General features: G+C 63.1%; 2 protein-coding genes. Both read right to left on the minus strand.

The annotated features are described in order from the left end of the window. Position 1: 1 nt before the first annotated feature. Positions 2 to 8,632 (minus strand): non-ribosomal peptide synthetase, encoded by an 8,631-nt coding sequence (locus JOE34_RS21890; protein WP_209996663.1) that lies wholly within the window; start codon positions 8,630 to 8,632, stop codon positions 2 to 4. A 1-nt stretch (position 8,633) separates the two neighbouring features. After that, complete coding sequence (locus JOE34_RS21895) at positions 8,634 to 15,098, minus strand: non-ribosomal peptide synthetase (RefSeq protein WP_209996664.1); 6,465 nt, start codon at positions 15,096 to 15,098, stop codon at positions 8,634 to 8,636. Positions 15,099 to 15,108: the final 10 nt, after the last annotated feature.

Here is a 15,108-nt window from a genome sequence, read left to right on the forward strand (position 1 = left end):
GTCACACCAAGCGCTCGGCAAGCCCCTGCAGAAACGCTTCCGCGATCACCAGGTTGTCGTGTCGTTGATCGATCGTCGTCGAGCTGCGCAGTCCGTTGACCGAGCACTGTTCCAGCAGCACCGCTTCAGCCTTGGCAATCTGTCCCGGTTTGCGGCTTTGCCCTGCCCACCAGCAATCGACCTGTACATTGAGGGTCCTCAAGGTAAACGCCTGGCTGAGTTTCGCGTTGGCTTCCAGCAATTTGTAACCGGTTTCGATTTCGTCCTGCACCGCGATGTCCTGGAACATGCTGCGCAGGCTGTCGACGTTCATTGCGTGTTGCAATGCGATCTGCTCGATCACCTGATCAATCACTTCACTCTCCCCGGTCACCGACTGCCGGGCCGTTTCGATCAGGTCGACAATGGTTTGCTCCTGCAAGCCCGGCACAAAGGCCTGCAGGCTCTTGATCAGGCTGCGGTAGTAGTTTTCGCCCTGCTGCTGCGTGGTGACGTGCGGGTCCTCTTTGACCCATTGCATGCCGACCGATGCCGGTAGCTGGGTGTCGACCAGCCCGAGAAAGCTCACCACCTCGCCAGCACGCTCCAGCACATGCGCGACCTCGACGGCCAGCGCGCCGCCCATCGACCAGCCCAGCAGGTTGTACGGCCCGTGCGGCTGGGTCATGCGGATCTGTTCGACGTAGTAATCGACCATGTCCTGCCACGACGTATCGAACCAGCCCGGCACCACGTAGGCCTTGTTGACCAACCCGTAAACCCGTCGGCTGTCGCTCAACTTGCCCGCCAGCGGGTAATACGAATAGGTGCCACCACCGCCCGGCGGCAGGCAGAACAGTGGCGCATGCGCCGAGCCATTGGCGTTCATGGCGATGACCGCCGACTTGACCCTGGCTTCATCGGCACGCATGAAATCGGCCAGCTCGCCCAGGGTCTGCAGCAACAGCAAGTCATGCAGCTTGATGGAGATATCGAACGTCTCGCGAATCCTGCCCGCCAGTGAAACCGCCAGCAGCGAGTGCCCGCCCAGGGCGAAGAAGTTGTCGTTGAGCCCGACCCGTTCGACGTGCAACACCTGCTCCCACAACGCAGCAAGGCGTTGCTCGAATGCGCTGCGCGGCGCCACATAACCCTGCTGTGAACGGGCCACGTCCGGTTTCGGCAGCGCTCTGCGATCCAGCTTGCCATTGGCGGTCAGCGGCATCGAATCGATAACGACAAAGTAGCCCGGCACCATGTAATCCGGCACCTGAGCCTTGAGGTGGGCCTGCAGACGCTCGCGCAGAACGTCCGGCGCCTCAGCGGTAGCGGTCGGCACCAGATAAGCCACCAGTTGCTTGCCGGACGGCCCGTCGATGTCGATCACCGTGACTTCGCGCACAGCGGCATGCTCATGCAGACGCGCTTCGATTTCGCCCAGCTCGATGCGCAAGCCGCGAATCTTCACCTGATGGTCGATACGCCCGGCATAGTCGATGACGCCCGCGTCGCGGTAGCGCGCCAGATCGCCGGTACGGTACAGCCTGCCGCCGCCCTGTTCGTCGAACGGATCCGGCACGAAGCGCTCAGCCGTCAGCGCTGCACGGTTGTGATAACCCCGCGCCAGACCGACGCCGCCCAGGTACAACTCCGCCGCCACGCCCTGTGCAGCAGGCAGCAGGCCGTCGTCGAGGATGTGGGTTTTCAGGTTGTCGATCGGCCGTCCGATCGGCACGCTGAGCACGTCGTCGGTGGTGCACGTCCAATGGGTCACGTCGATGGCCGCTTCGGTGGGGCCATACAGGTTGTACAGGCCGGCCTGCGGCAAACGCTTGAGCACCTGAGCGGCCAGCTCGGCAGGCAGTGCTTCGCCGCTGCATACCACTCGGCGCAGCGTGTTGCAGCTTTCCACCTGAGGATGAGCCATGAACGCCTGCAGCATCGACGGCACGAAGTGCAGCGTCGTGACCTGATGCTCGCGAATGGTCTGCACCAGCCGCTCGGGGTCGCGATGATCGCCCGGCAGCGCCATGGCCAGACGTGCGCCGGTCATCAGCGGCCAGAAGAATTCCCAGACCGACACGTCGAAACTGAACGGAGTCTTCTGCAGAACCGTATCGCTGCCATCCAGCGCGTAAGCCTTCTGCATCCAGTGTAAGCGGTTGACCAAAGCACGATGGCTATTGCCCGCGCCCTTGGGTTTGCCGGTCGAACCCGAGGTGTAAATCACGTAAGCCAGATTCAATGGATGGCTGAGGTTGACCGGGTTGGCGGTGCTGTAACCCTCCAGCCAGTCGCCGTCCTGATCCAGACACAGACTGTGTACCTGCGCAGGAACCGGTAGGCGTTCCTGCAACGAAGTCTGGGTCAGCAGCAAGCCAATCCCGCTGTCCTGCATCATGTAAGCCAGCCGATCTTCGGGATAATCCGGGTCCAGCGGTACATAAGCGCCACCTGCTTTAATGATCGCCAGCAGACCGATGACCAGTTCCAGGCTGCGCTCGACGCAAATCCCCACCAGCACGTCCGGGCCGACGCCCGACTCACGCAGGCGATGCGCAAGCTGATTGGCGCGGGCGTTGAGGTGTGCGTAGCTCAATTGTTCGGCGGCGAAAATCAGCGCCGGAGCGTCCGGCGTGACACGCACCTGGGCTTCGATCAGATTGTGCAGGCACTGCTCGCTGGGGAAGTCTACGGCTGTGGCGTTCCACTCGCGCAGAACATGCTGCTGCTCGTCGTCGTTCAACAGCGCCAGTTCGCCAAGCGCCGCCTGTGAGTCATGCGCCAGCGCCTGCAGGACCTGCTGAAAATGCGCCGACAACTGCGCCATGTGTTGCTCGCTGAACGCCTGACGGGCGTAACTGAAGCGCAACGACAGGGTTTCACCGAGATTGACCACCAGCGTCAGTGGGTAATGCGTCTGCTCCTGCGTGTACAGACCACCGAACACCAGCCCCGGCGGCGCAGCTTGTTGCAGGGCTTCGGACACCGGGTAGTTTTCGAACACCAGAATGGTGTCGAACAGCGCCTCGCCAGCGCTGCGTGCCCAACGCTGAATCTCGTACAGCGGTGTGTGTTCGTGCTCTCGCAAGGCGATGTTCTGCGCCTGCACCTGTTGCACCCAATCCGCCACGCGCTGCTCGGCACGCGGGCTGGCGATCACCGGCAGGGTATTGATGAACAGCCCGAGTTGCTCCTCGACACCCGGCAGATCCGCCGGACGCCCGGCCACGGTTGCGCCGAAGGTGACGCTGGACTGCCCCGTGTAGCGTTGCAGTACCAGCAGCCAGGCCGATTGCACCAGCGTGTTGAGGGTCACGCGCTGCTCGCGGGCAAACTCGCTCAGTTGACGGGTGTTCTCGGCGTCGATCGAGTGCAAGTAATCACCGTGCCCCTGCCCATTCTCAGGCGTCTTGAAGGCCTGCACCAGCCGCGTGGGCTCATCGAGTCTGGCCAACTGATCGGTCCAGAAACGCTCGCTGAGACCAGCATCCTGGCGCTGCAACCATTCGATGTAGTCGCGATAGCGGCTGACCTGCCTCGGCAGTGTCTGGCCGCTATAACGCTGCAGCACTTCACCCAGCAGACGTGAGCTGCTCCAGCCATCCATGAGGATGTGATGGCTGGTGTAGATCAGTTGATGGCTCTGCTCGCCGGTGCGCAATACGGCCAGGCGCAGCAAAGGCCCCTGGGCCAGATCGAAACCTTGCTGGCGGTCGGCATCGGCCCATTGGTCGATCCAGCCGGACGACTGCCCCCGGGCATCCAGCTCGACAAAAGGCATGCGCACATCACGCAAGACCACTTGCAGCGCTGGTTGCAGATGGCTGATGAAGGCACTGCGCAGCACCTCATGGGCATCCAGCGTGGCCTGCCAGGCGGCGCGGAAACGCGGCACGTCCAGGCCGCTGACCTCGATGCGCATCTGGTTGATGTAATTGCCCGCCTCCTGCTCGAACAGGGTGTGGAACAGCATGCCCTGCTGCATCGGTGCCAACGGGTAGAGGTCTTCGATCTGCCCGGCAGATATCGGCAAACGGCTCAGCTGCGACTGACTGAGGCGCGCCAGCGGAAAGTCCGAGGGAGTCGCCCCAGCCACGCCTTCGGTGGTGCAATGGGCAATCAATTGTTGCAATTCGGCGGCGTACTCATCGGCCAGGCGCTGCACGGTCTCGCGCTCGAACACCGCGCCACTGAAGGTCCAGCTCAGGCGCAGCTCACCGGCATAGACCTGACCGTTGATGCTGATCGGCGCAGCCAGCGGCGCATCGGCACTCTGTGAGGCACCGCTGCTGTCGGCCGAAGGGGTGAACAGTGCCTCTGGTGCGTCGAAGGTGCCGTCGAACTGCCCCAGGTAATTGAATACGATGCTGCCTAGCGGCAGGGCTTTTAGGGTCTGCCGCGCCGATTCGCGGCCCAGGTAGCGCAACGCGCCGTAACCGATGCCCTTGTCGGGTACTGCGCGCAGTTGCTCCTTGATGGTCATGATCGAATCGGCCAGCGAGGCCTGCGGGGTGAGCCTGACCGGGTACACATTGCTGAACCAACCCACCGTGCGGCTCAGGTCCAGTGCGTCGAACAGGTCTTCGCGGCCGTGGCCTTCGAGACGAATCAACGCATGCGGTTGCGCGGTCCAGCGGCTGACCACCCGCGCCAGCGCGGTCAGCAGCAGGTCATTGATCTGCGTGCGGTACGCCGCCGGGGCGTCCTGCAGCAGTTGTCGGGTCAGCTCGCCATTGAGTTGCGTGACCACCGACAGCGCGTGCTTCTGTTGCTGGCCGCCATGCGGATGATCACACGGCAAGGCATCGCTGACGTCCTGCAATTGCGCCTGCCAGTAGCCCAACTCCTGCTCCAGCGCCGGGCTTTGCGCGTAGGCCTGCAAGTGCTCAGCCCAGCTTTTCAGCGAGCTGGTTTTCGCCGGCAACAGCGCTGGCTGGCCTGATGCCAGAGCTACGTACGCCTGTTGCAGGTCTTCCAGCAACACCCGCCAGGACACGCCGTCCACCAGCAGATGATGAATCACCAGCAACAGACGCTGTTCGCCTTGTGGCAGGTTGATCAGCACGCCACGCAGCAACGTGCCGTTTTTCAGGTCCAGGCTGCGTTGCGCTTCATCGGCCAGCTCAGGCAAGCGCTCGATGCTGTCCAGCTCATGAGTCCAGAGCAGCTCGCGAGTGTTCAGCGCGCCGAAGGTGGCCTGCCATTGGCCGTCCTGCTGGGTGAAACCCAGACGCAGTGCGTCGTGCTGCTCGATCAGCGCAGTCAATGCAGACTGAAGATGAGCAGCCTCCAGCGTTTGCAACGGCTTGAGCATCAGCGCCTGATTCCAGTGCTGACGCTCGGGGATGTCCAGCTCGAAGAAACGCGCCTGAATCGGCAGCAACGGCAACGAACCGCTGATGTGTTCTGCCACGGCGGCGGGCTTTTTCTGAATCAGTTTCGCCACCGAGGCCAGTTGGCCGATGGTCTGCTTTTCGAACAATTGTTTGGGGCTGAGCTTGATGCCCTGACGCTTGGCGCGGGCGATGATCTGCAGACTGAGGATCGAATCGCCGCCCAGTTCGAAGAAGTTGTCGGTGCTGCCGACCTGCTCCAGCTTGAGGACATCCGCCCACACGGCGGCGAGCTTTTCCTCGATCTCGCCGACTGGTGCGGTGTAACGCTGTTTGACTACGCCAGGCCTTGGCAAGGCGCGCTTGTCGAGCTTGCCATTGGCGGTCACCGGCAGACGCTCCAGGAGCATGATCTGCGCGGGCACCAGATACTCCGGAAGGCGAGCCACCAATTGCTCGCGCAACTGGTCGACATTGAGGCTCGTGCCGGCCGCCGCGACGCAATAGGCCACCAGTTGCAAGCGCGTCTCGTCACTGTCCAGCGGCTGGGCCAGCACCACGGCCTCGGCGACGTTGTCCAGGGTTTGCAGAAGCTGGCCGACCTCGCCCGGCTCGACACGATAACCGCGGATTTTCACCTGATCGTCAGCACGGCCCAGGTATTCCAGCACGCCATCCACCCACCGCGCACGGTCGCCTGCACGGTACAGGCGCTGACCGTTGGCGTCCGGGTCCGGCACAAAGCGTTCGGCGGTCATTGCCGCACGGCCCAGATAACCCTGCGCCAGCCCGCGACCGCCCAGATACAGTTCACCGGCCACCCGTTCGGCCACCGGGTTCAGGTAAGCGTCCAGCACCCGCGCCTTGCCGTTGGCCAGCGGCTGACCGACCGGCACACTGCGGCAGGCGTCTATAGGCCCCGCCACTTCGTGAGTCAGGATGCCGACCGTGGTCTCGGTCGGACCGTAGTGGTTGATGACCCGGCAGCCCGGTTTGAGCGCACGCACCTGCTCGATCAACGCCCAGGCGCTGGCCTCGCCGCCCAGAATCAGCACTTGCCCAGGCAGCACGTCCGCCGGGTTGGCGGCCTGCAGCAGGCCCTGCAAATGGCTGGGCACGATTTTCAGCACGTCAACCTGATGCTCGGCCATGTAACGCGCAAAACCGTCCGGGTCGAACGCCTGTTCGTGAGACAGCAGGTGCAGCGTCCGGCCGGACGCCAGCGCACCGAACAACAGCGTGTGCCCCAGGTCGGCAGCGACCGTCGACACCATCGCCATGCTCGCCCCGTCGTTCAGCGCCAGGCGCTCAAGCACGCCCTGCACATAGTTGGCCAGCGCGCCGTGGCTGATCACCACGCCCTTGGGCTGCCCGGTGGAGCCGGAGGTGTAGATGATGTACGCCGCTTGCCCGGGCAGCACCCGAACGTCCAGCGACTGGTTGTCGACAGCGGCCCAAAGCGCAGCATCGAACGCCAGCACCGGGCACACGCCCAACCGCGCGGCCTTGTCGTCTTCGGGCGCATGCACCAGCAGCACCGTGCCGCTGTCACGGACCAGTTGCTGCAGGCGCTCGGCGGGTTGCGCGCTGTCCAGCGGCAGGTACACCGCGCCCAGCTTCAGCAGCGCCAGCAGGCTGATCACCCATTCCACGGAGCGGTCCAGGCACAGCGCGACGGTCATGCCCGGCTTGATGTCCTGGGCGTGCAGGTAGCGGGCGAATTGGTTACTGCGTGTCTCAAGTTCGTCAAAGCTCAACACCTGCTGGCCCACACGCAACGCAGTCTTGCCACGCCCGGCACGCAGGCCCTGTTGCCAGAGGCTGAGAAAATCGGTGCAGGCAAAGTCCTGGGTTTGCTCGGCGACCAGCGACGATACCGCGTGTGGAAGATCGGCCAGACGCCGGTCGGTGTCCGAAACCAGTGCGTGCAGCACCCTGCGCAGCGCGTCGGCGATACGCTCGATGGTCTGTGCTTCGAACAGATCGGTGGCGTAGGTGAAATAACCGCGTATCCCGTCGGGCGTGTCGGTGAAGTCGAAGGCCAGGTCGAAACGCGCATCGCTGCTGCCCATCGGGAACTCATCGACCGTCAGGCCCGACACGCGCTGCCCGTTGCCATCGGCCGCCAGCACGTGCTGATTGATCTTGAACTGGAACAGCGGGTTGTGACCCGGATTGCGCTCCGGCGCCAAGGCATCCACCAGATGCTCGAACGGCAGTTCCTGATGCGACTGCGCGCCCGTGACCACCTGCTTGACCTGATCCAGCAGCTCGGCAAAGCTCTGCCGCTCGTCCACCTGCACACGCAGCACCTGAGTGTTGATGAAAAAGCCGATCAGCCCTTCCAGCTCGCTGCGTGTGCGCCCGGCATTGGGTGCACCGATGCGGAGGTCGGACTGTCCGCTGAAGCGCGACAGCACCACCGACAGCGCCGCCAGTGTCACCATGAACAGGGTCTGGCCGTTGTTGCGCGCCAGGCTTTTCAGTTGCGCGGAGAGTTGCTGCGACAGGTCGACGCGCACACTCGCACCGCGATGGCTGGGTTGCAGCGGACGCGGATGATCCAGTGGCAGGCTCAGCAACGGTTGTTCGCTGCCCAGTTGCTGTTTCCAGTAGTGCAGCTGCCGCTCGCCCTCCCCGGCCTCCAGCCAGGCGCGTTGCCAGATCGCGTAGTCGGCGTACTGAATCGCCAGGGCGGGCAACGGCACTGGCTGCCCCGATACCTGCGCCTGATACAACTGCACGAACTCGCGAATCAGCACTTCGCCGGACCAGCCATCGGACACCACGTGATGCATGCACACGGTCAGTACGTGTTCGCTTTCACTCAACTGAAACAGCTTGACCCGCAGCAGCGTACCGCTCAACAGATCGAAAGGCTTTTGCAACTCGGCGCGCACCTGCTGCTCGATGTCTGCGGGCGCCACTGACGCGAACTCGAGGGCGACCGTGGCCTGCTCGAGAATCTCCTGATAGAACGCGCCGTCCTCTGAAACGAAGCGGGTACGCAGGGTTTCATGACGCTGCACCAGCAGGTCCAGCGCCGCGCTCAGGGCCTGCCGGTTCAATGCGCCATTCAGACGCACCGCCATGGGCACGTTGTAGGCCGCGTTGCCCGGCTCCATCTGCCAGAGGAACAGCATGCGCTGCTGCGCGTAGGACAGCGGAATACGCGCTGCGGCGTGTCGGGTCACGGCGATGGGCAGCAGTTTGAAGCTCTGCCCGGTCTCGTGCATCTTGGCGAGGATCTGCCGGCGCTGTTCGACGGGCAAGCCGACGAAACGCTGGGCGATACGCTCTGCTGCAGACTTGTCCATGTCAGATACCCGCCATTTCATTCATCATTTTTTCAATATCGGACAAGCCGTCCTCGGTCAGCGACAGGCCACTGCCGGCGAAGGCCTGAATAAATTCGTTCAATTGCGGTTTCTCGAAGATCAGGCGCAGCGGAATGTCGATTCCCAGGCCGGTGTGAATTCTGGAAATCAGCTGCGTCGCCAGCAGCGAGTGGCCACCGAGCTCGAAGAAATCGTCGCTCAGGCCGACACGCTCGACTTTCAGCACATCAGCCCAGATCACCGCCATCTGCTGTTCCTGCTCTGTGGACGGCGCGACGTACTGGCGCTGCAACTGGCTGGCGTCCGGTTTCGGCAGTGCCTTGCGATCGAGCTTGCCGTTGGCGCTCAGCGGCATCCTGTCGAGGATGATGAAGTGCGTGGGCACCATGTAATCCGGCAGCGACTCCTTGAGGAAGGCCTTGAGCGCATCACGCAGCTGATCGTCGTGGTGCTCGACCACCAGATACGCCGCCAGCTGTTTGCCGGACGGGCCGTCAACGTCGATCACCACCGCCTCATTAACACTGTCGTGCTCCAGCAGGCAGGCTTCGATTTCGCCCAGTTCGATGCGCAAGCCGCGAATCTTCACCTGATGGTCGATACGCCCGGCATAGTCGATGACGCCCGCGTCGCGGTAGCGCGCCAGATCGCCAGTGCGGTACAGCCTGCCGCCGCCCTGCTCGTCGAACGGATCCGGCACGAAGCGCTCAGCCGTCAAGGCTGCTCGGTTGTGATAACCCCGCGCCAGACCGACGCCGCCCAGGTACAACTCCGCCACCACGCCTTGGGCGGCAGGCAACAGGCCGTCGTCGAGGATGTGGGTTTTCAGGTTATCGATCGGCCGGCCGATCGGCACGCTGAGAACGTCGTCTGTGGTGCACGTCCAATGGGTCACGTCGATGGCCGCTTCGGTCGGCCCGTACAGGTTGTACAAACCGGCCTGCGGCAGCCGCTTGAGCACCTGAGCGGCCAGTTCGGCAGGCAGTGCTTCGCCGCTGCACACCACTCGGCGCAGCGTATTGCAGCTTTCCACCTGAGGATGGGTCAGGAACGCCTGCAGCATCGACGGCACGAAATGCAGGGTCGTGACCTGATGCTCACGGATGGTCTGCACCAGCCGCTCGGGGTCGCGGTGATCGCCCGGTAGCGCCACGGCCAGACGTGCGCCGGTCATCAGCGGCCAGAAGAACTCCCAGACCGACACGTCGAAACTGAACGGCGTCTTTTGCAGAACCGTATCGCTGCCATCCAGCGCGTAGGCCTTCTGCATCCAGTGCAGACGGTTGACCAGCGCACGATGGCTGTTGCCCGCGCCCTTGGGTTTACCGGTCGAACCCGAGGTGTAAATCACATAAGCCAGATTCAATGGATGGCTCAGGTTGACCGGGTTGGCGGTGCTGTAATCCTCCAGCCAGTCGCCGTCCTGATCCAGACACAGGCTCTGCACCTGATGCGAAACCGGCAAACGTTCCAATAGCGCCGTCTGAGTCAGCAGCAGACCGATACCGCTGTCCTGCATCATGTAGGCCAGACGATCCTCGGGATAATCCGGGTCCAGCGGTACATAAGCGCCGCCCGCCTTAATGATCGCCAGCAGACCGATGACCAGTTGCAGACTGCGCTCGACGCAGATACCCACCAATACGTCCGGGCCGACGCCCGACTCACGCAGGCGATGCGCAAGCTGATTGGCGCGGGCGTTGAGTTGCGCGTAGCTCATCTGCTCGGCGGCGAAAATCAGCGCCGGAGCGTCCGGCGTCGCGCGTACCTGAGCTTCGATCAGGCTGTGCAGGCAGTCTTCGCTGGGGAAGTCTGCGGCTGTGGCGTTCCAGTCGTGGAGAATCTGCTGCCGTTCAGCCCTGTCGAGCATCGGCACTTCGGCGATGCGCTGTGCGGCATTGGCGCAGATGGCCTGCAACAAGGCCAGCCAGTGCCCGGCCATGCGCTCAATGGTGCGCGGGTCGAACAACGCTGTCGCGTAGGTCAGGCCAGCGCTCAGGCCACCGTCATGTTCAGCAGTGTTCAGGGTCAGGTCGAACTGCGCCGGGTAACTGTCCGGCAGCAACGCTTCGACCTGCAGACCGGGCAACGCGCGGACGTCGGCGCTGGCCTGGCTCTGGTGATTGAACATCACCTGAAACAGCGGGCTGTGGCTGAGGCTGCGGTGTGGCTGCAGGGCTTCGACCAGTTGCTCGAATGGCAGCTCCTGATGCGCCTGGGCTTGCAGGGCGGTGTGTTTGACCTGCTGCAGCAACTCGTTGAACGTCGTGTGCACGTCAAACTCGGCGCGCAGCACCTGTGTGTTGACGAAGAAGCCGATCAGGCCTTCGGTTTCAGCGCGGTTGCGGTTGGCAATCGGCACGCCGACACGAATGTCCGACTGACCGCTGTGACGGTGCAGCATGCTCTGGAATGACGCCAGCAACAGCATGAACAGAGTCACGCCCTGTTGCCGCGAGACCTGCTTCAAACCATCGATCAGCGCAGGCTCAAGCTCGACTGCCAGCCGCGCACCGGCATGGCTTTGCACCACTGGCCGCGGATAATCGGCGGGCAGCTCCAGAATCGGTTGCTGATCGCCCAATTGCTGCTTCCAGTAATCCAGCTGCCGGGCCTGCTCGCCAGCCTCCATCCAGGTCCGCTGCCACAGTGCGTAGTCGGCGTATTGCAGCTCCAGCGCGGTCAAGCTCACCTCACGGCCCTGACTGTAGCCCTCGTAAAGGCGCACCAGTTCATCGACCATGATCGGCATCGACCAGCCATCGGAGACGATGTGATGCTGGGTCAGAATCAGCACATGCTCATCGGTGTTCAGGTTCAGCAAGCGGACCCGCAACAGCGGCCCCTGCTCCAGATCGAACGGGCGCTGCATTTCCTGCTGCACGCAAGCTTCAAGGCTCTGGCCGCTGGGCAGCGACTCGACAGACAGGGTCAAGGCGCGTGGCGCATGAATGACCTGTACGGCATGCTCGCCCTGCTGGCGGAAGGTCGTGCGCAGGGTCTCGTGGCGGGCGATCAGCGCGCTGAAACTGTGCTCCAGCGCAGCGATGTCCAGCGAACCGCGCAGGCGCAGGGCTGCGGGAATAATGTACGCGGTGTTCTCCGGGTCAAGCTGCCAGAGGAACCACTGACGATGCTGCGCGTAGGACAGCCCCAACGGCTGCGTGCGGTCGGCCTTGATGAAGCGCGGCGCGTCGTTGCCCTGCCCTGCGCCCGCTGCCAGCGCGAAGGCCGCCAGATCACGCGCTTCGAACAGGTAGCGTAACGACAGCTCGACATCCAGCTGCTGACGAATGCGCGAAATCACCTGAGTGGCCAGCAGCGAATGCCCGCCCAGCTCGAAAAAGTTATCGCTGCGCCCGACCCGCTCGAGTTTCAACACATCGGCCCAGATCGCCGCCAGTTGCTGCTCCAGCTTGCCTTGCGGAGCGCTGTAGGTGGCCTGCAACTGACTGGCATCCGGCGCAGGCAGCGCCTTGCGATCCAGCTTGCCGTTGGCAGTCAGCGGCATGCTGTCGAGGACGATGAAATGGGTGGGCACCATGTAATCCGGCAGGTGCGCCCTGAGTTGGTTTTTAAGCATTTCACGCAGGGTTGGCTGGTCCTGATCAGGCTCAGCAGGCACCAGGTACGCCGCCAACTGCCCGTCCAGCGCCAGCACGTGCACTTCACGCACCGCCGGGTGCGCTTGCAGCCGCGCTTCGATTTCACCCAGTTCGATACGGAAGCCACGAATCTTCACTTGGTGGTCGATACGCCCGGCGTATTCGATGATTCCGGCAGCGCGATAACGCGCCAGGTCGCCGGTGCGGTACAGGCGGCCGCCATCGCTGGAAAACGGATCGGGCACAAAGCGTTCGGCCGTCAGCGCGGCGCGGTTATGGTAGCCCCGCGCCAGACCGGCATGGCCGATGTGCAGCTCGCCGCTGCAACCTTGGGCGACCGGATTGAAATCGGCGTCCAGCACGTACCACGACAGGTCGGGAATCGCCTCGCCAATCGGACTGGCGGGGTTCTGCGTGTCAGCCAGCTTGATCGGTCGATAGCTCACATGCACGGTGGTTTCGGTGATGCCGTACATGTTGATCAGTTGCGGTGTCTGATCGCCGAAGCGCTCGAACCACGGCTTCAGGCTGGCGACGTCCAGTGCTTCGCCGCCGAAGATGACTGTCTGCAGCGACAGCGGTAACGATGAATCACAGGCCACGCGCATCAGTTGCTTGAACGCCGACGGCGTCTGGTTGAGCACCGTAACCTGCTGCTCGACCAGCAGCGCATGAAACTCTTCCGGCGAACGGGTCACTTCACGGGGCACGATGACCAGTCGGCCGCCATGCAGCAGCGCGCCGAAAATCTCCCACACCGAAAAGTCGAAGGCGAAGGAATGGAACAGCGTCCACACATCCTTTTCGCTGAATGTGAACCACTCATCCGTCGCGGCGAACAGGCGCATCAGGTTGTGATGGGCAAGCAAGGTGCCTTTGGGTTTGCCGGTCGAGCCCGAGGTGTAGATCACGTAGGCCAGGTTGTCCGGTGTGGTCTGATTGAGCGGGTTTTCCGTGCTGTAACCGTCCAGAGCGTCAGCCAGATCGAGCGTCTGCACCTGTGCAGGGATTGGCAGTTTGTCGAGCAGCGACGTCTGGGTCAGCAGCAGCTGGATACCGCTGTCGTGCATCAGAAAGCTCAGGCGATCCTGCGGGTAATCCGGGTCCAGCGGCACGTAAGCACCCCCGGCCTTGAGGATGGCCAGCAGGCCGACAATCATCTCCAGACCGCGCTCGGCAGCCAGCCCGACGCGCACCTCCGGGCCAATCCCCTGTTCGCGCAGTTTATGGGCAAGCTGATTGGCGCGGCGGTTGAGCTGTTGATAGCTCAGTTGCTCGACACCAAAGCTCAGAGCGATGGCCAGCGGCGTGCGCTCGGCCTGGGTTTCGATGCGTTGATGGGCACAATAAGCGCTTGGGTAAACCGCAAGATCGCGGTTCCAGTCACGCAGAGTATTCTGGCGTTCCTCGGCACTCAGCAATGGCAGGTCAGCGATACGCTGATTGACGTCGCGGCACATGCCGTAGAGCAGGTTGCGCCAATGGCTGGCCATGCGCTCGATGATCGATGCGTCGAACAGGTCGGTGGCGTAGGTCAGTGCGGCTGTCAGGCCGTCCGGGCGTTCGCAGGTGTCGAGGGTCAGGTCGAACTGCGCGGTGTGCTTGTCGAACACCTGATATTCCAGACGCAGCCCTGCCAGCTCACGGCTCTGGTTGTGGCCTTCGCTCTGGTGGTTGTAGGCCACTTGAAACAGCGGGCTGCGGCTCAGGTCGCGCTGCGGCTGCAAGGCTTCGACCAGTTGTTCGAACGGCAGGTCCTGATGGGCCTGCGCCTGCACGGCAGTGTGTTTGACCTGCTGCAACAGCTCGGCCACGGTGGTCTGCGTGGTGAATTCGGCCTTGAGCACCTGAGTATTGACGAAGAAGCCGATCAGCCCCTGGGTTTCGCTGCGGGTACGGTTGGCGACCGGCACGCCGACGCGTATATCGGCCTGACCGCTGTAGCGGTGCAGCAGGGTCTGCAACGAGGCCAGCAACAGCATGAACAGCGTGATGCCCTGTTGACGCGCCAGCACCTTGAGGCCGTCGAGCAGTGCGGCGTCCAGCTCGACGTCAAGTCGCGCACCTTGGTAACTGCGCAGCGCAGGACGCGGCCGATCAGTGGGCAGTTCCAGAATCGGCTGTTGCTCGCCCAGTTGCTGCTTCCAGTACGCCAGCTGGCGTTCCTGTTCACCCATTTCTAGCCAGTTGCGCTGCCAAAGGGCGTAGTCGGCATACTGGGTCGGCAACGGTGCCAGTGTGATCTCGCGACCGAGGCTGGCGGCCTGATAGAACTGCATCAACTCCTCGACCATGATCGGCATCGACCAGCCATCGGAGACGATGTGGTGCTGGGTCAACACCAGTACATGCTCCTGCCCGCTCAGCTTGAGCACGTTGACCCGCAGCAGTGGCCCTTGCAGCAGATCGAAAGGCTGCTGCACGTGCTGATCCACCCACGCTTCAACGGACTCGCCAGCCGCCAGCTGCTCGACACCGAGCGCAAACGGCGACGCCGGATGCACCACCTGCAGCGCTTCATCGCCCTGCTGTTCGAAGGTCGTGCGCAGGGTTTCGTGACGTTCGATCAGTTGCTCCACGCTGCGTCGCAATGCCTCGACATTCAGCGCACCGTGCAGGCGCAGCGCCAGCGGAATGTTGTAGGCCGCGCTGTGCGGCTCCAGTTGCCAGATGATCCATTGCCGCTGCTGCGCGTAGGAGAGCGCGGACGGTGCCTGCGTCTCCCTCACGGCAATCGGCGTGACCCCGTAGAGATTCACCCCTTGACGCTTGAGCAGGACCGCCAGCGCCTTGCGTTCACGGGCGGACAGCGATTTAACGGAGTCAAGCAACTGTTGCACTGGGGTCTCT

Origin of the sequence: Pseudomonas sp. PvP028 (assembly GCF_017832255.1) — a bacterium.
In the GTDB taxonomy this organism is placed as follows: Bacteria; Pseudomonadota; Gammaproteobacteria; order Pseudomonadales; family Pseudomonadaceae; genus Aquipseudomonas; species Aquipseudomonas syringae.

Coding starts and splice junctions, on each gene's coding strand:
- JOE34_RS21890 (WP_209996663.1), bottom strand. CDS start 8,632: ATGGACAAGTCTGCAGCAGAGCGTATCGCCCAGCGTTTCGTCGGCTTG.